General features: G+C 46.0%; 21 protein-coding genes and 1 pseudogene. 13 read left to right on the top strand and 9 right to left on the bottom strand.

Annotated elements, in window-relative coordinates:
* Nucleotides 1-20 precede the first annotated feature (20 nt).
* The 4 genes from MDMS009_RS08955 to MDMS009_RS08940 are packed head-to-tail and all read right to left on the bottom strand — an operon-like array spanning nucleotide 21 to nucleotide 4,814.
* Entirely contained in the window at nucleotides 21-1,148 is a 1,128-nt protein-coding gene (locus MDMS009_RS08955; protein ID WP_008291409.1) for a DUF4340 domain-containing protein, read from the bottom strand.
* A gap of 46 nt (nucleotides 1,149-1,194) precedes the next feature.
* Nucleotides 1,195-3,108 carry a Gldg family protein gene (locus tag MDMS009_RS08950; RefSeq protein WP_008291432.1) on the bottom strand — a complete coding sequence of 638 codons (1,914 nt, stop codon included), beginning with the start codon at nucleotides 3,106-3,108 and terminating at the stop codon, nucleotides 1,195-1,197.
* 15 nt (nucleotides 3,109-3,123) lie between these two features.
* The gene (locus MDMS009_RS08945) at nucleotides 3,124-3,864 is read right to left on the bottom strand and encodes an ABC transporter permease subunit (protein ID WP_008291317.1); all 741 of its coding nucleotides are present in this window, start codon (nucleotides 3,862-3,864) and stop codon (nucleotides 3,124-3,126) included.
* Entirely contained in the window at nucleotides 3,864-4,814 is a 951-nt protein-coding gene (locus tag MDMS009_RS08940) for an ABC transporter ATP-binding protein (protein WP_008291726.1), read from the bottom strand. Before MDMS009_RS08940 ends, MDMS009_RS08945 begins: the two co-directional genes overlap by 1 nt.
* A 161-nt stretch (nucleotides 4,815-4,975) precedes the next feature.
* Here MDMS009_RS08940 and MDMS009_RS08935 point away from each other — a divergent pair, with 161 nt between their 5' ends.
* A complete protein-coding gene (locus MDMS009_RS08935) occupies nucleotides 4,976-6,040 on the top strand; it encodes a DUF2333 family protein (protein ID WP_052298155.1) in 1,065 nt (354 codons plus the stop codon).
* Between the two features lie 148 nt (nucleotides 6,041-6,188).
* Nucleotides 6,189-6,590, top strand: a complete 402-nt coding sequence (locus tag MDMS009_RS08930) for a c-type cytochrome (protein WP_008291634.1) — start codon at nucleotides 6,189-6,191, stop codon at nucleotides 6,588-6,590.
* 46 nt (nucleotides 6,591-6,636) lie between these two features.
* On the opposite strand, the gene MDMS009_RS08925 is transcribed toward MDMS009_RS08930, so the two are convergent.
* On the bottom strand, nucleotides 6,637-7,440 hold the full coding sequence (locus MDMS009_RS08925; RefSeq protein ID WP_043888122.1) for a substrate-binding domain-containing protein: 804 nt from the start codon (nucleotides 7,438-7,440) through the stop codon (nucleotides 6,637-6,639).
* A gap of 59 nt (nucleotides 7,441-7,499) precedes the next feature.
* Nucleotides 7,500-8,834 carry an OprO/OprP family phosphate-selective porin gene (locus MDMS009_RS08920; RefSeq protein WP_008291391.1) on the bottom strand — a complete coding sequence of 445 codons (1,335 nt, stop codon included), beginning with the start codon at nucleotides 8,832-8,834 and terminating at the stop codon, nucleotides 7,500-7,502.
* A 130-nt stretch (nucleotides 8,835-8,964) separates the two neighbouring features.
* On the opposite strand from MDMS009_RS08920, the gene MDMS009_RS08915 reads away from it, so the two are divergent.
* The gene (locus MDMS009_RS08915; RefSeq protein WP_008291602.1) at nucleotides 8,965-10,035 is read left to right on the top strand and encodes a substrate-binding domain-containing protein; all 1,071 of its coding nucleotides are present in this window, start codon (nucleotides 8,965-8,967) and stop codon (nucleotides 10,033-10,035) included.
* 11 nt (nucleotides 10,036-10,046) lie between these two features.
* Here the strand turns inward: MDMS009_RS08915 and moaC are convergent, their stop codons facing one another.
* Entirely contained in the window at nucleotides 10,047-10,523 is a 477-nt protein-coding gene (gene moaC / locus MDMS009_RS08910; RefSeq protein WP_008291752.1) for a cyclic pyranopterin monophosphate synthase MoaC, read from the bottom strand.
* Nucleotides 10,524-10,568: 45 nt separating this feature from the next.
* On the opposite strand from moaC, the gene MDMS009_RS08905 reads away from it, so the two are divergent.
* The 3 genes from MDMS009_RS08905 to MDMS009_RS08895 are packed head-to-tail and all read left to right on the top strand — an operon-like array spanning nucleotide 10,569 to nucleotide 11,642.
* A complete protein-coding gene (locus MDMS009_RS08905) occupies nucleotides 10,569-10,796 on the top strand; it encodes a MoaD/ThiS family protein (RefSeq protein ID WP_043888242.1) in 228 nt (75 codons plus the stop codon).
* Nucleotide 10,797: 1 nt separating this feature from the next.
* A complete protein-coding gene (locus MDMS009_RS08900) occupies nucleotides 10,798-11,250 on the top strand; it encodes a molybdenum cofactor biosynthesis protein MoaE (RefSeq protein WP_008291758.1) in 453 nt (150 codons plus the stop codon).
* Nucleotides 11,247-11,642: an MAPEG family protein gene (locus tag MDMS009_RS08895; protein WP_008291692.1), complete on the top strand. Its 396-nt coding sequence runs from the start codon at nucleotides 11,247-11,249 to the stop codon at nucleotides 11,640-11,642. The genes MDMS009_RS08900 and MDMS009_RS08895 overlap by 4 nt, the downstream gene beginning before the upstream one ends.
* On the opposite strand, the gene ubiD is transcribed toward MDMS009_RS08895, so the two are convergent.
* Complete coding sequence (gene ubiD / locus MDMS009_RS08890; protein WP_008291613.1) at nucleotides 11,639-13,108, bottom strand: 4-hydroxy-3-polyprenylbenzoate decarboxylase; 1,470 nt, start codon at nucleotides 13,106-13,108, stop codon at nucleotides 11,639-11,641. The two genes, MDMS009_RS08895 and ubiD, sit on opposite strands and share 4 nt — an antisense overlap.
* 119 nt (nucleotides 13,109-13,227) lie before the next feature.
* On the opposite strand from ubiD, the gene MDMS009_RS08885 reads away from it, so the two are divergent.
* From MDMS009_RS08885 to MDMS009_RS08865, 5 genes are all read left to right on the top strand, one after another.
* On the top strand, nucleotides 13,228-13,803 hold the full coding sequence (locus MDMS009_RS08885; RefSeq protein ID WP_043888120.1) for a GIY-YIG nuclease family protein: 576 nt from the start codon (nucleotides 13,228-13,230) through the stop codon (nucleotides 13,801-13,803).
* Between the two features lie 533 nt (nucleotides 13,804-14,336).
* Complete coding sequence (locus tag MDMS009_RS08880) at nucleotides 14,337-14,603, top strand: DksA/TraR family C4-type zinc finger protein (protein ID WP_008291351.1); 267 nt, start codon at nucleotides 14,337-14,339, stop codon at nucleotides 14,601-14,603.
* 7 nt (nucleotides 14,604-14,610) lie between these two features.
* Nucleotides 14,611-15,435: a formate/nitrite transporter family protein gene (locus MDMS009_RS08875; RefSeq protein WP_008291579.1), complete on the top strand. Its 825-nt coding sequence runs from the start codon at nucleotides 14,611-14,613 to the stop codon at nucleotides 15,433-15,435.
* Nucleotides 15,436-15,557: 122 nt separating this feature from the next.
* On the top strand, nucleotides 15,558-15,983 hold the full coding sequence (locus MDMS009_RS08870; protein ID WP_008291554.1) for a helix-turn-helix domain-containing protein: 426 nt from the start codon (nucleotides 15,558-15,560) through the stop codon (nucleotides 15,981-15,983).
* Between the two features lie 181 nt (nucleotides 15,984-16,164).
* Nucleotides 16,165-16,587 carry a hypothetical protein gene (locus tag MDMS009_RS08865; protein ID WP_008291483.1) on the top strand — a complete coding sequence of 141 codons (423 nt, stop codon included), beginning with the start codon at nucleotides 16,165-16,167 and terminating at the stop codon, nucleotides 16,585-16,587.
* Nucleotides 16,588-16,636: 49 nt separating this feature from the next.
* On the opposite strand, the gene prlC is transcribed toward MDMS009_RS08865, so the two are convergent.
* Nucleotides 16,637-18,676, bottom strand: a complete 2,040-nt coding sequence (gene prlC / locus MDMS009_RS08860; RefSeq protein WP_008291304.1) for an oligopeptidase A — start codon at nucleotides 18,674-18,676, stop codon at nucleotides 16,637-16,639.
* Nucleotides 18,677-18,818: 142 nt separating this feature from the next.
* On the opposite strand from prlC, the gene MDMS009_RS08855 reads away from it, so the two are divergent.
* Nucleotides 18,819-19,613 carry a UDP-2,3-diacylglucosamine diphosphatase gene (locus MDMS009_RS08855; RefSeq protein ID WP_008291557.1) on the top strand — a complete coding sequence of 265 codons (795 nt, stop codon included), beginning with the start codon at nucleotides 18,819-18,821 and terminating at the stop codon, nucleotides 19,611-19,613.
* Nucleotides 19,613-19,821 (top strand): annotated as a pseudogene (locus MDMS009_RS08850) (glycosyltransferase family 1 protein); the annotation flags it as partial. The gene MDMS009_RS08855 and the pseudogene MDMS009_RS08850, both read left to right, overlap by 1 nt.

The raw sequence follows: 19,821 nt of genomic DNA, 5'->3' as shown, positions 1-19,821 counted from the left end.
TCCCGCAGGAGCCTTTTTGTTTAGCGTGGTCCAAAGCCTGTCATATCAGGTGGCATTGGAATCACATTAGAACTTTCGCTCACAATATCCGCCCTAGCACGCATCAGATTGGTTCCCACAAAACCACTGACGCGGTACACCCATGGCGCTAAACGCTTATCTAATTTTTCAGCTTCTGTGCGGACGGCATCTGCCGATTTCAAAATATCCAGTTTTTGAATATCTTCTGGGGCAGGCTTAACAGCATTGGCATCAAATTCTGCGTCAAAGGTAGCGTAATAAAAACCATCATTAAATGACGTTTCTGATGTCACAACCAAGCCATCAAACGTAGTGAATTTTGCCGTCACCACCTCCGCATCGCCACGTGAGAATTGCTTAACTGGTTGCACATCTTCCATACGCATTTGATGTAATGAGCCGGCGATGTCATAACCCAATTGTTCATATTTGAAGGATGTGTCCTTGCCCTGCTCTGGCGTACCGAATTTGTCTTTTTTACCCAAGTTAACTAGCACGGCCTTATTACCGTTAGGCTGTATAATTTCCACCTTGGCGATACGTTCACGCGCCAGATTGATAATTTCCCCTTGGATCCAATTCAGCATCACCGGACTAATTTGCAGATAGCCTTGAACTAACCAACTCTCTTGCTCATCAGCGCGACGCACAAAGAATTGTTTAGGGCCTGTCTGCAAGGTAACGTCACGGGTATCGCCTAAAACAAGGCCAGCAATGTGTTCATCACCGTTCGATAGGTTAATTTTCAGTGATTCACCACCCGCTACTTCGGGTTCAGCACCTTCAACACCGATCACATCATACTGCTCAGGATTGTCCGTTTTACGTTCCAGAATTTTAGCTTCCGACATGTCAATCAGCATGCGTTTTACATCATCAAAATTCGCCGGATAATTAAAGTGATCTTTGATATACCAGTCTTCACCTTCACGCTGTAAAGAAAACTGATCTTCACTGCTACTAAATTGAATCTGATTGACTTGGCTTAACTGTTCATACAAATCTGGGAACAGCAAACCAAAATCATCGTTGTTATCTTCAGCACGATAGATAGTGACGAGCATGAGCAACACCATCACAACCGTGACAATAAACAGGATAGTCAGACTGTTGAGTTTTTTTGTCATTTTTACAACCTAATTTGTCGGGACGACTCTTTTTTACTTCCAGTCATTACTGCTGGCTACGGCCTTTGTTACGTTTACGAATTCGCATCCAACCAGTAAAGATGGCCAGCAACGCAACCAAGATCGGCACCAGACCGATATTGAAGAACTTCAATTGGGTATCAAGCTTATCGATATCCTTGCGCAAATTCGCTTGAACCTGACGTAGCTGTTGCTCTGTTTTGTTAGCCGTCAAACGAAATTGTGCAATTTCTTTTTGCTGCTCTGGTGTCAGGATTTGCTCACCACTACCACTCCGTTGTACCTGCATACGTGCTATACGCTGCTGTGTTTCTTTCAGCTTTTTCTGCAGTTCACGTTCTTTCGTTCTAAAGCGTTTTTCTGCATCTCGTTGCAAGGCAATGACATGATGGAATGGCTTCGAAAAGCCCGCTCTTGAGCGCACACTGATAAGCCCTTCACTTCCGGTCATATCTTCAACTGAGTTGATCAGAAAATCGATATTGTTTGAGGTATTAAAAGTCAGTTGTTGCCCATAAAAGTCCTGCGTTTGTACCCAAAAACGATCATCCAACATATCTACATCGGCAATCGCAATAACATCAATTGCTTGCTTAGCTTGCTCAAGATGACCCGGCAACTTCTTCACTTCGCCGGACTTGGTTTTTGCGCCATCCGGGAAAGCAGTTTTAACTTCGCCTTGTACACGTACTGCCATTGGATACGTGAGTGTACCGGCTTGGTACTTAGTTAATAGCGCCACGGGATCATTCCGGAACTGCACCACGCGTTTATCCACCAGCATGGCTTCATTACTGGAAGAAAATAACGGCGTCACTTCGGTAGTACGTCCATCTAACAATTCAAAACGACCTGGCGTGGCTACATTAATTTTGCGTAATGCCGAAGTAATACGTTGATTCTTGTTGAAGTTCGCTTCATCCAAGCCCTGCCACAACACATAATCAATCGGTTGATAATCGGTTTTGGCACCGAAATCGACTTTAGTTGCCGTCTTACGATCAGCGACAACATCAGCACTGCCTCGCTGAATACCCCATGCATTGAATAATTGATCCATATTCGAGCTACGCGATGCCAACATCGCAGACATCGGGTTATCCGGGTCTTTTTCTGGTATATCAACTTCAGCATAGGGATCGACAAAGGTCACCAGCTTGCCACCATTCAAGACAAATTGGTCGATCGCATAAAGCGTACTTTCCGTGAACTCTTTTGGATGCACGACAACCAGCACATCAATGCTGGAAGGAATACGACGGATATCTATCGGCAACATCGCCACATCAAACATCTGACGTAACTCAGACATCATTGCCCATGGCTTAACACCATCAGGCGAGGCCACTTCGCCTTTCAGCGGGTCATATTGCTCACCATCGAGTTCCAAAGCACTTAAGATTGCTACGGCTTTACGATCTGAGTTCGATAATTTGTAAATCAACTTGGTCAGATCGTATTCCAGCGTATCTTCTTTTTCTGGCTGGAAAAAAGGAATGGTTTCAACGCCATCCAGCAAGTTGGTACCGACCAAACCGAAGTACATGGGATCCGGCTCACCTTCAATAGGCACTGACTGCAAACCATACTGATTAGCACGCTGCTCGTTATCTGAAAACGGCTCTGGGCTCATCACAAACAACCGGATCATGCCGTTAGATGCACGCTGATACTCTTGCAATAACTCTTGCACACGCTGCGCGTAGGACTTCAGGCTTGGTAATGCTTGTGCCACCTGATCAGAGTAATAAAAACGCAGTGTGATGGGTTCCTCAATTGACTCCAGAATATTCAGTGAACCTTTAGACAAGGTGTATAAATTATCTTCAGTCAAATCCACACGGGCGGATTTGAAGTTACCGTTAATCACGATATTAAAAGAGACAAACAGAATAATGGCCAAAAGCAGGCCGGCTGTTGATAGAAGTTGTTTATTCATTGTCGCAAATTTCTCCTAATCGGCCTTACGGGCATTGATTATCAACGCATTGGCGAATAGCCAAATGGCGATCAGTGAAATGAAATACATCATGTCACGCATATCAATAACCCCTTTGCTGATCGCATCAAAATGCGTCAGAAAGCTGAATGAGCTAATGGTTTCCACCAGCGTTTGAGGTGCCCAACCTGCGAAAAAGTCGATCACGATCCCGTAACCACTTAATACAAACACCAGACTGATAATCAGACTCAAAACAAAGGCAATAACTTGGTTTTTGGTAATGGCCGAAATACATGAGCCAATCGACAAAAAGCCCCCAGCCATCAATAAGCTGCCAAGAAAACTAGCGATGATCACACCATTATCGGGGTTACCCAGAAAGTTAACGGTGATCCATAACGGGAAGTTAAGAAATAAAGCGAGACCAGTAAACGCCCAGGCTGCCAAAAACTTGCCTAATACAGCCTCGAAAACAGATACCGGTAATGTCATTAATAACTCAACCGAGCCGCTTTTGCGTTCTTCTGCCCACAGACGCATGGAAATAGCCGGAATAAGCAGAATATAAAGCCAAGGGTGTAATGAGAAAAACGGATACAAATCCGCTTCACCGCGCTCAAAGAAATTACCAACGTAGAAAGTTGAAAAACCAGTCAGTAACAAGAAGATGATGATAAAGACGTAAGCCACCGGCGTTGCAAAATAGCCATTAAACTCACGCTTCATGATGAACCAGATATTGTGCAATTTCATCAGTTGCTAGACTCCGTATTTGGCATGGTAATGCTGCGGAAAACTTCATCCAAACGACCGTGCTCGGCATGAAGTGCGTCAATATCCCAGCCATTCGCACGGATTTTTTCCGATAATTCTGCCGTGATCTGAGCACCTTGTTTGGGATAAACTCGGAAACCGGCTTGGGCATCCAATGCCTCAACATCAGAGACAAAGTCCAGTGAGGTTAGGAAGGTTTCAAATGCCTGTTGCTCGATATTGGCAACATTGACGCATACCGCGTTGTAATAGCGCGATTTTGCTTCTAACTCGTGTGGTGTGCCATCGAAGCGTACTTTGCCGTTGGCAATCACTACATTGCGGTTACATAAGGCATGGACTTCTTCGAGGATGTGGGTAGAGATGATAATGGCCTTATCTTCAGCCATTTCATTAATCAGTGTGCGTACTTCGTGTTTTTGATTCGGATCTAAACCATCGGTAGGCTCATCCAGAATCAACACCGGTGGATTGTGTAAAATTGCCTGAGCCAAGCCAACCCGACGTTTGTAGCCTTTGGATAAGGTTTCAATTGGCTGATGCATCACCGTGGTAATGCGAGCACGCTCCGCTGCTGAAGCGACGGCACGTTTTCTATCAGCACCACTCAGGCCACGAATTTCAGCAATAAATTTCAGAAAGCCATCGGGTGTCATATCCGCATAGGCAGGCGCCCCTTCAGGCAAGTAACCTAAATGAGCCTTTACTGATATGGGATCCTGCAACACATCGTAACCACACACTCTCACCGTGCCGTGCGTGGGTGTCAGGAATCCGGTAATCATTTTCATTGTGGTGGACTTACCGGCACCATTTGGCCCCAAAAACCCCAACACTTCGCCTTTACTGACTGAAAATGACACGCCATCAACGGCTTTAATCGCACCAAAATGTTTGGCTAGATCATCGATCTCGATTCTCAATGTCATACCTAAAGCGTCCCCCGCTTCCTTATTATTTTTTGCAAACCCGTCATTATTCTGAGGTCAGTCCGCCTAAGTCAAGTTTGAATTTGCTCAGACCATCCCCATTGTTTTAGCTAGAGTTAGCGCATAAGCTGTCCTTGACCACCTCACAAAATGAGTTTGATATGGCCTTGAAAGTTCTTACACAAAAATTCCGTGATATCAGCTGGACTGTCCGCGACAGTATGGCAGATAACACAACACGCAAACGTATTGTCAAAACAAGTGGCATCATCGTTAGCGCATTACTCGTCTTTATGATTCTGATCATGCTCTGGTGGAGCAACACGCCGGATCGTTTTAACCCGGTAGATAATGCCCAGCGCATGTCAAAAGCGCAACAGCAGCCATTCGTGACTGGCTACACATCTACCGCAACCTTGATAACCCTCGCAGAAACCTTATTGGATAAGCCAGGTGGTTATCTATCAAATGATGTGATGCCGCCATCCGTGTGGATGGACAATATTCCTAATTGGGAGTTCGGCGTATTGGTTCAAATTCGCGATTTTTCACGTGCACTGAGAAATGATATTAGTCGCAGTCAATCACAGTCACTAGAAGATAAAGATCTCGCGATTGCCGAGCCACAATTCAATTTCAACTCAGAATCATGGCTGTTTCCCCCCAGCGAACAAGAATACCGCGATGGCATTAGCGCTTTGCAATCTTATCGCGACCGCCTCAGCAGTTCGGGCGAAGAAGAAGCCCAATTTTATGCGCGCGCCGATAATCTAACTGGCTGGCTGGCGATTGCCGAAAAACGTCTGGGTAGCCTATCACAACGCCTCAGTGCAAGCGTCGGGCAGGTGCGTGTCAATACAGACTTGGCAGGAGAGCCTGATGCTCAGCAGTCAACGCCAACGTCCGGTGAAGTGGTCAGCAAAACACCGTGGAGGCAAATTGATGATGTCTTTTTCGAGGCAAGGGGCACCACCTGGGCATTGATTCATTTGCTTAAAGCGGTTGAGCACGACTTTAACGAGATTTTGAGAAAGAAAAATGCCTTAGTCAGCCTACGCCAAATCATTCGTGAACTGGAAGCCACACAAGAAAACGTGTGGAGTCCTATTATTCTCAATGGTAGTGGCTTTGGTTTGTTCGCCAATCATTCGCTGGTGATGGCCTCTTATATTTCACGCGCTAATGCCGCCATTATCGACTTGAGAGACTTATTAAACCGGGGATAAACCACTAAGCCCTTAGGGCAAATAGCCTACAAACACGGTAAATCACATATTTTCGTGTTGGCATGATTTCATACACTATTCATTCGCCTAATCGGCGCTGGCTGTAACAGTCGCCAGAGATAACGTCATTTAGAGATGGAGATTTTGTATGTTTTCACCCAAGACAGGGCTTGCTCTGCTTTTATCATTCAGCGTAATGATGCCCTTTACTGCGGCTAATGCGGAAGACACACCCTATACCGTTACTGATGGGACACACCTGGATGCTGAGTCCTATAACGGTTTCAAGCTATACAGAAACTGGTGTGCTCGTTGCCATGGCACTTATGGACAAGGCATGGTTGGACCCAACTTGGCAGATAGTCTGGGCGTCATTTCAAAAGAAGAATTTTTCGACACTGTGGAAAACGGCAAATCAGGCACAATTGGTAGTATGCCCGCCTGGTCATCTAACCCGAAAGTGATGGCCGGTCGTGAACAGTTGTATCGTTATTTGAAAGCACGCTCCGATGGTGCAATTGGTGAAATAAAACCGAAAAAAGCCAAATAATGAAAAAAAACGGGTTGCCACTGGCAACCCGTTTTCATTTGAGCGCTTACTTTATCGCGTCAGGATGGAACAATTGTTGCCCATTCAGACGAAAGTCCTTAATGATAGTTTGACCTTCTTCCCCGGTCACAAAATCAATGTACTTTTTGGCAAGATCGTATTTAGCGTGCCCATGCTTGGCAGGGTTTACCGCCATCACGTGATAAGGGTTAAATAATACTTCATCCCCTTCAAATAACACTTTCAAGTTCATTTTCTCGGCATAGGCGATCTGCGTGCCGCGATCAGCCAAGGCATAAGCTTGCTTTTCGTCAGCAATTTTCAGTACGGCGCCCATGCCTTGGCCAGCAGCCACATACCATTTGCCTGTTGGTGTCAGCCCCGCGTTATCCCACAATGCTTTTTCTTTTTTATGGGTGCCCGAATCATCTCCGCGTGAAATAAAGTCTGTTTTCGCATTGGCAATTCGAATAAACGCGCCAGCGGCGTTCTCCGCTTTAGCAATATTTGCCGGATCAGCCTCCGGCCCCACCACCACAAAGTCATTGTGCATGACCGCACTACGGTCAATGAAGTCGCCAGATTCGACATATTTCAATTCTGCCGCGGGCGCATGCACAAACACCACATCGACATCACCGTTGCTACCAATCTTGAGTGCTTTACCGGTGCCGACAGCTATCACATCCACCTTGGCATCAAACTTTGCTTCAAAAGCCGGATTTAATACCGCCAGCAAGCCAGAGTTATCGGTGCTGGTTGTAGTAGATAGTTTCAGGTGCTCTACGGCCATCGCCATAGAGCTGGTTACTAACAACAGGATGAGGCTTAAACCTTTTTGCCATTTCATCTCTTTCTCCTTTAATCAACGTTTTTCAAAATTAGCTTAATTAGATGACGTAATAATGACTAGAATGCCCACTGGCTGCGTACTTGAAACACGCTTGGCTCGTCGCCATCATTGGTTCCGCCATCAACATCCAATACATCGACGTAGTTAGCCGAGAAGCGCAATGTCGGTGCCGGATACCAGTTCACCCCCAATGTCACAGAGTCTGCTTCACCGCCCTCAATCTCAGCATCGTTCAAATCAATGGTGCTATAGCGTAATGCCAGCTCCCAGGCACCGATACCACCGTCACCGACATTGCCTTTTGGTGTGATACCGCCAAATTTACCGTTTTTATACTGACGAGACTCCCCCGTGAGGAAATAACCTGCTTGTGCATACCAGCCATCAAAATCCAGATCGTTACCGCTATCACGATTTACTGATGTTGTGATGTATTCAGCTTGTGCCGAGAAAGGCCCTTGTACCGTGGCAATTTCAGCACCGACTTTATAAAAGTCATTGACGGCGGCAATCGTCGCGGTATCGACGATATTGATTCCTGAAATGTGCGACTCTGCCTGTTGCTTAAACCGAGCAGCGTTTGTGCCGCCCGTTTCACGGTAGTTGAGACCTAAGCCAAGGTGAATAACGTCGGCTTGATTATTGACTGGCGCCCAGGTCGCACGTGTTCCCGCGCCCCAACCTTCGTCTTCTGCTCCACCTTTAGCGCTGACTGTATCACCAAACAAACCACCCGCAAGTGTCCAATGTTGATGTCTTGTACTTGCCATAACACCGATATGACGACCCGCCGCAAAAGCAGACGGTAAGCCACGCTCCATAAATGAGATAAATTTGGAACTGGTCTGTTCCTGCAAACTGAACGGATCTTTAAAGTTACCGGCTTTCAATTCAAGATTATCAAAGCCGGTGTAGGACAAATAGGCATCTTTAATACCCGCTGAACCCGTGTCCACAAAGTCATATTGCAGCTTATAACCCCAGTCGTGATACATCGTGCCCTGTATGTATAATCTGGCGCGGCGTATTTCAGTGCCATCGCCCATATCAGGTTCACCGCCATAAGCGGCGGCATCAGCCTGAACCCGGCCACCAATTTTTGAGGTAAATTTCTCATCACGGGTTTTTATGTTGATCCCTTTATCAATGGTCACTTCAACATCAGAAGGTTTGGTAGCCTCAGCCAGCTTTTGTTCTACAATCGCTTTTTCTTCTGCGGCTTGCGTCTTGTTTTGCTCCAACTCTGCCATTAATCGGCCATATTGAGCTTCTGACACCATGCCGTTTTCATGCAGCATCGTAATTAACGTTTCAATTTCCGAGCCTGCGTAAGCTGGGTTTGTTATCGCAAGCGCCATGCCTGCCGACAAAACAGTGTTTTTCCATTTCATAGTTAATTTTCCGTTAAAAATAAAAGAATAATAAGAATGCAATATATGTTTATGTCGTCATATATTGCATAATGCGGGCTAGTCTATTACTCAATATCAAAATAAAAAATATGATGGCACGTGCATAACTATGGATATTAAAATCAAACTCCATTGGCAACTAAGCCAACAGGGTGAAACTCATAATATCGATACCGTCTTATTCAAGATGTTGGAAGCGGTACAAACACTGGGCTCATTAAAAAAAGCCACCGATAAAATTCAAGTGTCTTATCGCTTTGCCTGGGGATTGTTAAACAAGTGGGAAAATCGATTAGGCCAACCGCTAGTGATTTTAGAGCGTGGCCGAGGTGCCAAACTGTCACCGATTGGCGAAAAACTGATGCATGCAAATCGTCATTTATCCGCAACGTTCTCACCTGAGTTAGATAACTATTCAACTCAATTCAAACGCGAGTTTGAATCGTTACTGGATGACAGCCGAGGTAATGGCTTTAATATTTTTGCGAGTCATGGCCTGGCTATTGGGACATTACGTGATCTGATTAATCAACAATCTGATGTTCAACTGGACCTACACTTTCATGGCAGTCTGGACAGTCTCAGAGCCTTACGCAATCGTGAATGCCACATCGCCGGTTTCCATATCCCGGAAGGCGAGCTGGGCAAACAAATCATGGCGGACTATTTAGAACTGATTAGTGACGAATCGCACCAATTAATTTATGTGATAAAACGTAATCAGGGTTTGATGATGGCGAAGGGAAACCCAAAAAACATTGAGGGTATCCCGTCGTTAACACAAGCAGATGTGACCTTTATCAACCGTCAAGCTGACTCTGGTACTCGCTTATTGCTGGATCAATTACTCAAAACTGAAAATATCTCTGGCCAGCAAATCAAAGGTTATCAACACGAAGAGTTCACCCACATGGCGGTTGCCGCGATGGTCGCCAGCGGCGCTGCTGATGTGGGGTTTGGTATTGCGCCCATGGCCGATAAATTCAATCTCGAGTTTTTACCACAAGTTTGGGAACACTACTGTCTGGCAGTGCCAAGGCAGCTTATTGATAATAAACGCGTTAATGAAATTATCTCTTTACTACAAAGTGAGGCGTTTCATAACAAGTTGGCAGGCTTTTCTGGCTATGACACGACCCGTTCAGGCGAACGGGTCGATTTTAGTGATATTTTCAATTAAGCAACAACGTGTTACTCGGCTTTCCAGTGACCACTTTTACCACCCTGTTTTTCCAGAAGACGAATATGATTCATGACCATACCGCGATCAACGGCTTTACACATATCGTAAATCGTCAGTAAAGCTACTTGAACCGACGTCAAGGCTTCCATTTCAACACCAGTCTGGCCGCTGGTGCCGACCTGTACCTGACAGTGAATGGCAGATTCAGCTTTAACCAGTTCAAACTCAACGCTGACTTTAGTCAATGCTAAGGGATGACAAAGTGGAATAAGATCAGCGGTTTTTTTCGCTGCCATAATTCCGGCTATGCGAGCGATACCTAGCACATCCCCTTTCTTATGCCCGCCTTGTTCAATCAATTCAAAGGTGGCAGGCAACATGGTGATAGTTCCAGTCGCAACAGCAACCCTATTGGTCACCGCTTTTTCTCCAACATCGACCATATGCGCTTCACCGGACTGATTAAAATGGGTTAATTCGGACATGTTAAATGTTATCCTCTAGTTTTAATGGCTAAAACGATCAATCAGATGAGTATTCAAGTCAAATTTTTTGCCAGCCTGCGTGACAAAATTGGTAAAGCCGATATCGAACTTGACGCAGCCAAAGACCCAGCCGAAGCATGGACATTGGCAACGGATAATGCCCCCCGCCCAGATAATATACTGGTTGCAGTTAACCTCGATTATGCTCGCTTTGACACCCCCGTCAAAGACGGTGATGAAGTGGCCTTCTTCCCACCGGTAACCGGAGGCTAAGGTGAGCAACTGGATCAGCGAACAGGCAATCAAACCTTGGCAAATTTTAGCTGATTGCGAAGTACTGCAACCTACAGGGCAACACGGTGCCACGTCGAGCTTTATCGGCACTATGCGTGACTTCAGCGAGCGTGAAAACCTCGAAAAAATGGTGCTAGAGCATTACCCGCAAATGACGGAACGTTACCTTGCCAAGCTGGAAAAACTGGCACGTTGCCGTTGGCCTTTGCAAGATTGCGTTATTGTACATCGGGTAGGTGATATTCTCCCCGGCGATCCCATTGTTGTGATTGGCTGCTGGTCAGCGCATCGCCGTGCTGCAATAGACGCTTGCGATTGGTTGATTGAAGAACTCAAACACAATGCCCCTTTCTGGAAAAAAGAGTTTGGGCCAGAAGGTGCGCATTGGGTAGAACAAAATACTGACGGACACAGTTTAGGGAATAAGCCATGATTACAGCGTTATATGCCAGCCTCTGTGCTTTATTACTGGTAAAACTCTCGTTGCAGGTAATCAGCCTTCGCCGCAAACATCGAGTTTCACTAGGCGATGCCGGTAATGCAGAACTGCAGGCGGCGGTTCGCACTCAGGGCAATGCGACAGAATATATTCCCATCACGCTGATCTTGATGATGCTGTTGGAGTGGGCAACCGCGGCATGGTGGATTATTCATCTGGCAGGGATCGCTTTACTAGCAAGCCGAATTCTACATGCCTCGGCACTCAAAACCGGCGATGTTAAACGCCGCGTTTTAGGCATGAAAATAACATTCTTTTTGATCCTGGCCTTGGCGGTACTGAATATCTTTTATCTGATAGCGGGTTATTTCTTCGCTGGCAGCTAATCATCAAGCCCGAGTTCATCCCAGATCGCATCAATGCGAGCTGTCACCGCAGGATCTTTTTCAATCGGCCTGCCCCATTCGCGATCCGTTTCCCCGGGTAATTTATTGGTCGCATCCATGCCCATCTTAGAACCTAAGCCTGATACCGGCGAAGCAAAATCCAGATAATCAATCGGCGTATTTTCTACCATCGTGGTATCACGCACCGGATCCATACGCGTCGTAATTGCCCAAATCACATCCTGCCAATCTCGCACGTTCACATCATCATCGACGACGATAACGAATTTTGTATACATAAACTGGCGTAAAAATGACCAAACCCCCATCATCACGCGCTTGGCATGACCGGGGTATTGTTTCTTCATACTCACCACCGCCATTCGATATGAGCAGCCTTCGGGTGGCAAATAGAAATCGATAATTTCAGGAAACTGCTTTTGCAAAATCGGCACAAACACTTCGTTTAATGCCACGCCCAAAATAGCCGGTTCATCGGGTGGACGACCGGTGTAGGTGCTGTGATAAATCGGGTCTTTGCGTTGGGTAATACGCTCGATGGTAAACACCGGAAACTCATCCACCTCATTGTAATACCCGGTGTGATCACCATATGGCCCCTCAGGCGCCATATCATCAGGATAGATAAACCCTTCCAACACAATCTCCGCATTGGCAGGCACCTGCAAATCATTGCCGATACATTTCACCAACTCGGTTTTACTACCACGCAGCAATCCTGCAAACGCATACTCTGACAAACTATCCGGCACGGGCGTTACGGCACCTAAAATAGTGGCTGGGTCACAGCCGAGCACCACGCTAATGGGGAATGGCTCACCCGGATGCTCTTGTTGCCATTCTTTGAAATCTAACGCACCGCCACGATGTGACAACCAGCGCATGATCACACGATTTTTACCGATGACTTGTTGGCGATAAATGCCCAGATTCTGTCGCTCTTTATGCGGGCCTTTGGTGACGACCAGCCCCCAGGTAATTAGCGGTGCGGCATCTTCTGGCCAGCACAACTGAATCGGGTAATCGGCAAGATCAATCTCATCCCCCTCAATGATCTGCTCCTGACACGCCGCTTTTTTGACCAGCTTCGGCCCCATATTCAACACTTGTTTGAATATCGGCAGTTTCTGCCACGCGTCTTTCATGCCTTTCGGGGGTTCAGGCTCTTTCAAAAACGCCAATAACTTACCCACTTCGCGTAAGGCTTCAACAGACTCTTCGCCCATACCCATCGCTACCCGCTTAGGCGTACCAAACAGATTTAATAAAGCTGGGACAGCCGAACCTTTTGGGTTTTCAAACAATAACGCCGGCCCGCCAGCGCGTAGAACCCGATCAGCAATTTCGGTCATTTCTAAGGAAGGATCAACTTCAGTAGTAATGCGTTTTAATTCGCCTTGTTTTTCAAGGCCGTCGATAAAGTCTCGGAGATCGGTGTATTTCATTGGTGTTGGTTGTTTTTATGTGAGTGGAGATAGCTTAGCAGTTTCGCTTACCCACATAGAAACCAATATGAATAATCTTGCTATGATTCTGCGAAGAGTCTTTAAATTCAGGAAGAATCATGTCGCAAAATCCATTTTACGTTTATGCACTTAAAGATCCGAGGCAAAAACCTGCGAAAACTTTTTACATAGGTAAAGGAACGGGTAACCGAGCATGGGAGCATCAATCTCAGGTAGATGACTCAGAAAAAGGGAAAGTTATTCAAGCCATCCATGAGGCTGGGCTCTCAGTACTTCACACCGTTATCTCAGATGACCTGTCCGAAGCGCAGGCTCTTAAAATTGAGGCCGAATTGATCGCTGGCTTTGGTATACGCTCTCAAGGAGGTTTACTCACTAATCGCGTGAGACCTAACCCCGAAAAAGTGATTAAAAGAGTCAGAGTTAATATCCCCGATGGCTGTTACGAAAAAGCACAAATGGGTATTAATCTACTTAAATCAGCAATTATGGAGTTAGCGAAAGCTAATCCTGAAGGGATTAAGAATTCAGATGCTGCTAAGTATTTAGGACTCCAATCAGATTATGGTGGCGGCTCAAAAGATTACCTTTCGTATAGTCTTCTAGGCATTTTAATGAAAGAAGGCCGCTTGAAAAGAAATGAAAAAAAGAGGCATATTGCTAGCACTGAATAACGTAAATCTAATAACCAATAGCTAATTAATTTTATGAACTAAAGGTTCACAAGTTCATTTTTTGCGTGGCCAAAAAACGAACCAAAAAAGGCCAGCCCACTGCTTGCCCTGCGGGTTCCCTGCGCTTCTCGATATATTCGGGCACGCCGGAACTCGCTACGCTCAAACAGCCGTCGTGCTAGTCCGAATATCTCTGCGATGCTCGGCTTCGCAAAAGGGCTTCCTGGGTTTGATTCCAAAACATGTTTCAGCTCCCTCTCCCCTGTTGTGCTGACGAGTAGCACAGGTTTATCTGGATAAGGATTGGTCAGTGTTTGAGCGTTAGCGAGTTTTGACCAATCCCAGACAAACCGAGCAACACAGTAAAGCCGCAGGCCAGCACATGGGCGCACTTTTGTTTGGTTCGTTTATTTTGGGCGAATCAAAATAAATGAACGCCCTGCGGCAGCACTCAAAAGGATCTTGAATATTAGTCATCCCTTCAACATAGGACTATAATCAAAACTATGTAATACAGTCAGTTGGAGGTTGTCATGGCTGGAGGATGGTCCCGAGATGGGGCAGTACAAGATCAAATCGATGCCAGCGTTGAAGATGCAATTCAACAGGCACGCAGTCACTTACCTAAAGGTGAGAGTCTGACGCATTGTGAAGAGTGTGAAACAGAAATCCCACAACGACGCCGTGAGGTAATTCCTGGTGTGCGTTTATGTGTGAATTGTCAGGAAATAATTGATAACGAGAACAAAGCCGCCGGTTTATTCAACCGTCGCGGCAGTAAAGACAGTCAATTACGCTGACGTCATCATGGCAGAGCAACAAGAAGCCGTTAGTGATCCCTATCCACCCGTGGATATTGCACGCAAAGTTGAAGGCCTTGGCGTCACTAAAGCTCATACAGATACCCTTACTTTATTAGTGTTGGCCGTCTTAGCAGGCGCCTTTATCTCGCTCGGGGCTCTGTTTTATAGCGTTGTAGTAACAGATTCAGGACTTGGGTTTGGCATTACACGCTTATTGGGTGGTTTAAGTTTTTGCCTCGGGCTCATTCTTGTTGTGATTGCCGGAGCTGAATTGTTCACCGGTAATAACCTGATCGCTATGGCCTGGGCCAGTGGATTAATCGGCACACGCGAAGTCATAAGAAACTGGATTATCGTCTATCTGGGTAATGTCGTTGGATGCTTGGGCACCGTTTTACTGGTTTTTTGGAGCAATGTTGCACAGCTGGGTGACAGTGCGGTGGGACAGACTTTAGTCAACATTGCCCATACCAAGGCCGACCTGTCGCTATCTGAGGCATTTACTCGCGGAGTCCTGTGCAATGTACTGGTTTGTCTGGCGATTTGGCTGGCAATAGGAGCTCGCAGTGTATCCGGCAAGATTTTAGCGATTCTTTTCCCAATCACGGCGTTTGTGGCTATCGGTTTTGAACACTCCATCGCCAACTGGTTCTTTTTGCCTCTGGGCGCTGTGCTGGATGTACAGAACGGTGTTTCCCTTCTCCCTATGGTAAAAAACATTATTGCAGTGACGGCGGGCAATATGGTCGGTGGAACGCTCCTCGTTGCAGGCATCTACTGGCTGGCATACTTAAGAGCTGAACGTATGCGAATGCCTCCCCCAAAATGAAATATTAATCTGAAGCCAGGCATTGAGACGCTATCTAATACCCCTCAGTAGCATTAAGTCACTTTTAGATTTGTATGATGTATTATCAAGTGGAATGCTTTCAATAACCAACGGAGTGCTTTATGGCAACCACCGAAAAGCTTCTCACCCCGGCACAAGTGACCCAATGTAAAAAAATCGCTGCTTCAGCGTCTGACTTCAGTAGTCGGGCAGCAATCCTTCTCGCTATTCACAGTGGTGCCACTCAGACTAAAGCCGCAGCCCAATCTGACTTAACGATCGGTCAAGTACGTTATTGGGTAGCAAAATTCCGTCGTGATGCCATGGCTGCATTTCCTGATACGGCTTCAAAATCGACTCCTGCAACAAAAGCAGAGCCGGTTACTGGCGAGCAAAAAAAGAAAGCAAAAAAATCAAAGTCGAAAGATCAAGCAAAGACAAAAATCAAAGACGATAAGAAGAAAAACAAAGGCAAAGACAAAAAACCGAAGTCCGGCAAGAAAGATAAGAAAAAGGACAAAGGCAAAAAGAAAGCGAAGAAAAAATAACGCGACATCAACACTTCCTAAAACATCATAAGGGCACTGCTGTGCCCTTTTTATTTTAAACACTGCGCTGGATTCATTTTCCTTAAACAGATACAGTTCACAGGAAATTTATATTCTGTGCCTTATGGTGCAGATTCAAAGTCCGGGGTTTGTGTCCGGACTAATAAAGTAAGGAGAAACAATGAAAAAATTACTACTTCTGTTACCTTTCATTTTTGCGGGTCAACAGGCGTTGGCTCTCAGTGCAGAGGATGAAACCAACTATAAGCAGCATTATGCCGAGCAAGTAAAACCACTTGTGGTGAAAAAACTGAGTGCTGAGCGACCTGAAATGACGGCGCAAGCAGTCAAAGCTGAAGCTGATTTTTTTGTATTAAAAATGGCAGGTTGCCAACTTGAAGGCTTAAGTAACCTACCTGATACTTATCGTGATAAAGCGATTCTTCCTGTGGCTAACGGTGAAGATGTCGAAGCCACTACCCGCGCCTTAAACACGCAAATCAAGCAGGATGTCGATTCAGGTAAGTTGAATAAAGACAAAGCCATGACGATGTTGCAAGGCGCCCAGCAGGCTGTGCAGGTGTGTTTGAACTCTCGTAGCTAAGACATAACAAAGTCATATAAAAAAAAGGGCCTACTGGCCCTTTTTTTGTTTATGCTGCGATGCCTGAATGCCTTAATAAAGCATCTATCTCTGGCTCACGACCACGGAATGCAATAAACAATTCCATTGGCTCTTTGGAGCCACCCTGCTCAAGAATATTATTCAAAAATTCCAGGCCGGTCTGGCGGTCAAAAATACCGTTCTCCTCAAACTTGGAGAAGGCATCCGCTGACAGCACTTCTGCCCATTTATAGCTGTAATACCCCGCTGCATAACCACCGGCAAAGATATGCCCGAAGCTATGAGCAAAACGGTTGAATTTTGGCGGTTTGACGACAGTCACTTGGTCACGCACTTCAGCAAGAATTTTTTCAACCTGATCACCACCATTCGGCTCAAACTCCAGATGCAAACGGAAATCAAACAAGGAGAACTCGAGCTGACGCAGCATCATCATGGCTGACTGGAAGTTGCGCGCGGCCATCATTTTTTCATACAGATCGTCCGGTAAGGTTTCACCGGTTTGGTAGTGACCAGAAATGAGATCCAAGGCTTCGCGTTCCCAACACCAGTTTTCCATAAACTGGCTTGGCAACTCGACCGCATCCCATGCAACGCCGTTGATACCGGAAACACCTGAATAATCAATTTTGGTCAACATGTGATGGAGGCCATGTCCAAACTCATGGAACAAGGTGGTGACCTCATCATGAGTAAATAACGCTGGATTATCGCCGACCGGTTCTGAAAAGTTGGTAGTCAAAAATGCCACTGGTGTTTGGATGCCGTTTTGGATTTTACGTCGAACCAGGCATTCATCCATCCATGCGCCACCACGCTTGTGTTGACGCGCGTAGAGATCTAAATAAAACTGACCGCGTAACTCGCCGTTAGCATCATGAATTTCGAAGAAACGTACATCTTTATGCCAGGTATCGACACCTTGGCGTTCAGTAATCTCTAAGCCGTAAAGCTTGTTCACTACGGCAAACAAACCACTGACCACTTTATCTTCTGGGAAATAGGGTTTTACTTCTTCTTGCGAAATCGCATAGCGCTGTTGCCGTAGCTTCTCAGCATAATAAGTGACATCCCACGCTTCCAGATCATCCATATCGGCGGTTTCTTTGGCAAACGCTTTTAATTCCTCAAACTCTTTCTCAGCAATCGGTTTGCTGCGTGAGGCTAAGTCGTTAAGGAAGTCCAACACTTGTTGTGGACTTTGTGCCATTTTGGTTGCTAATGAACGCTCTGCGTGGTTATTGAACCCTAACAATTGAGCCAACTCATGACGCAGTTTCAGAATCTCTGCCATCACCTCGGTGTTGTCCCATTTACCAGCATTGGGACCTTGATCTGAGGCTTTGGTCGCAAACGCGGTGTACATTTCCTCGCGTAACTCACGATTGTCAGCGTAAGACATGACGGGCATATAAGACGGAAAATCCAAGGTGAAGACCCAACCGTCCAGATTGTCACGTTTGGCAAACTGCTCAGCCATCGCGATGGTCGAGTCTGGCAAACCAGACAACAGATCCTTATCGGTGATGTGCTTTTTCCATGCATGCGTGGCATCAAGCAGGTTTTCTTCAAACTTGGCACTTAACTCGGTCAGCTTTTGCGTGATCTGTTTATATTGATCACGCTCTGCTTGCTGCAGTTCGACCCCTGATAGGCGAAAATCGCGAATGGCATTATCAACCACTTTTTTCTGTGCCGTATCAAGCGCGTCATAAGCATCACTTTCCGCCAGCTTTTTATAAGCCTTGTAGAGATCTTCATTTTGTCCCAGCTCAGTGCCGAACTCGCTCAACATAGGTAGGCAGGCATTGTAGGCTTGGCGTAATTCATCTGAGTTCACAACAGAATTCATATGACTGACCGGCGACCAGATGTGATCGATGCGCGCTTCCATTTCTTCCATTGGCTCTACCAACGTTTCCCATGTGGGGTTTTCCAGCTGGTTTAGAAGCGCTGCAACAGACTGCTTTGCTTCTTCAATCGCTTGGGTCACAGCGGGTTCAACATGCGCCGGTTCGATGCGTGAAAAAGGCGGCAAGGTAAACGTTTCTAATAATGGATTGCTCATAGTGCTCTCTATTTTTATCTGCGAAAGGTGATGTTATAACAACGCGTTCAATGACTTATCGTCATCGTTCTGCAACAAAAAGTTCATCATCCTGCAATATCTATTGGTTAGTGTGCGCTCAATATATAGATAAGGGCACATTATGCAAAAACAAGTGAGTCACAAAGAGAAAATCAAAGTTCGCAGCGTCTGGATTTCAGATATTCACCTCGGCTTTCGTGGTTGCAGTGCTGACTTCCTGCTCGATTTTTTGCATCGCGTCGAATGTGACTACTTGTATCTGGTCGGCGACATCATTGATGTTTGGGAAATGAAAAAGAAAATGTTCTGGCCGCAGGCACATAACAATGTGATCCGAACCTTACTTGGTAAAGCCAAGCATAACACTAAGGTCGTGTATGTTCCCGGTAACCACGACGAAGTGTTGCGCGATTTTGATGGTGCGGTGTTCGGTAATGTTGAAATTCAAAATGAAATCATTCACACCACAGCCGATAATAAAAAATTACTGATTCTGCATGGTGACCAATTCGACAGCGTCGTCAAAATCTCTCCACTACTGGCAAAAGTCGGTAGTCGATTATATGAGTACCTATTAAGGGCTAACCGCTGGGTGAACTTTGTCAGACGTAAACTCGGCTTTTCCTATTGGTCTCTGGCTGCGTTTTTGAAGCACCGTGTAAAAAATGCCGTGCAATATATCAGTAACTTCGAAGAAGCAGTCGCGCATGAAGCGGCACGCCAAGGCGTTGATGGCGTCGTATGTGGTCACATTCACCGGGCAGAAATAGCGCGTCATCATGACATTGACTACTTCAATTGTGGTGACTGGGTAGAAAGTTGTACGGCTTTAGTTGAGCACCCTGATGGCACAATGGAAATATTGAATTGGACTGAGTTTACCGAGCAGACCCACGCAGTCGTACAGGCAGCCTGATGAACATCGTTATTATTACAGACGCTTGGGAACCTCAAGTAAATGGCGTGGTGCGGACGTTAAAACAAACACGGCGTCATCTAATTGAGTTAGGTCACACTGTTCACCTGATCACGCCCGAAAATTTCAAAACCGTTCCCTGCCCGAGTTACCCGAGCATTCGCTTGGCTGTTTTGCCCGGCCGCAAGGTTCGCAAAATGCTCACCGA

This window comes from Methylophaga thiooxydans DMS010 (genome assembly GCF_000156355.1).
Taxonomy (GTDB): Bacteria; Pseudomonadota; Gammaproteobacteria; order Nitrosococcales; family Methylophagaceae; genus Methylophaga; species Methylophaga thiooxydans.
This window is presented reverse-complemented; position numbering and strand designations above follow the sequence as displayed.

Coding starts and splice junctions, on each gene's coding strand:
- MDMS009_RS08880 (WP_008291351.1), top strand. CDS start 14,337: ATGGCTGGAGGATGGTCCCGAGATGGGGCAGTACAAGATCAAATCGAT.
- MDMS009_RS08935 (WP_052298155.1), top strand. CDS start 4,976: ATGGCCTTGAAAGTTCTTACACAAAAATTCCGTGATATCAGCTGGACT.
- MDMS009_RS08925 (WP_043888122.1), bottom strand. CDS start 7,440: ATGAAATGGCAAAAAGGTTTAAGCCTCATCCTGTTGTTAGTAACCAGC.
- MDMS009_RS08945 (WP_008291317.1), bottom strand. CDS start 3,864: ATGAAATTGCACAATATCTGGTTCATCATGAAGCGTGAGTTTAATGGC.
- MDMS009_RS08920 (WP_008291391.1), bottom strand. CDS start 8,834: ATGAAATGGAAAAACACTGTTTTGTCGGCAGGCATGGCGCTTGCGATA.
- prlC (WP_008291304.1), bottom strand. CDS start 18,676: ATGAGCAATCCATTATTAGAAACGTTTACCTTGCCGCCTTTTTCACGC.
- moaC (WP_008291752.1), bottom strand. CDS start 10,523: ATGTCCGAATTAACCCATTTTAATCAGTCCGGTGAAGCGCATATGGTC.
- MDMS009_RS08905 (WP_043888242.1), top strand. CDS start 10,569: ATGAGTATTCAAGTCAAATTTTTTGCCAGCCTGCGTGACAAAATTGGT.
- MDMS009_RS08895 (WP_008291692.1), top strand. CDS start 11,247: ATGATTACAGCGTTATATGCCAGCCTCTGTGCTTTATTACTGGTAAAA.
- MDMS009_RS08915 (WP_008291602.1), top strand. CDS start 8,965: ATGGATATTAAAATCAAACTCCATTGGCAACTAAGCCAACAGGGTGAA.
- ubiD (WP_008291613.1), bottom strand. CDS start 13,108: ATGAAATACACCGATCTCCGAGACTTTATCGACGGCCTTGAAAAACAA.
- MDMS009_RS08865 (WP_008291483.1), top strand. CDS start 16,165: ATGAAAAAATTACTACTTCTGTTACCTTTCATTTTTGCGGGTCAACAG.
- MDMS009_RS08950 (WP_008291432.1), bottom strand. CDS start 3,108: ATGAATAAACAACTTCTATCAACAGCCGGCCTGCTTTTGGCCATTATT.
- MDMS009_RS08870 (WP_008291554.1), top strand. CDS start 15,558: ATGGCAACCACCGAAAAGCTTCTCACCCCGGCACAAGTGACCCAATGT.
- MDMS009_RS08955 (WP_008291409.1), bottom strand. CDS start 1,148: ATGACAAAAAAACTCAACAGTCTGACTATCCTGTTTATTGTCACGGTT.
- MDMS009_RS08875 (WP_008291579.1), top strand. CDS start 14,611: ATGGCAGAGCAACAAGAAGCCGTTAGTGATCCCTATCCACCCGTGGAT.
- MDMS009_RS08940 (WP_008291726.1), bottom strand. CDS start 4,814: ATGACATTGAGAATCGAGATCGATGATCTAGCCAAACATTTTGGTGCG.
- MDMS009_RS08855 (WP_008291557.1), top strand. CDS start 18,819: ATGCAAAAACAAGTGAGTCACAAAGAGAAAATCAAAGTTCGCAGCGTC.
- MDMS009_RS08930 (WP_008291634.1), top strand. CDS start 6,189: ATGTTTTCACCCAAGACAGGGCTTGCTCTGCTTTTATCATTCAGCGTA.
- MDMS009_RS08885 (WP_043888120.1), top strand. CDS start 13,228: ATGTCGCAAAATCCATTTTACGTTTATGCACTTAAAGATCCGAGGCAA.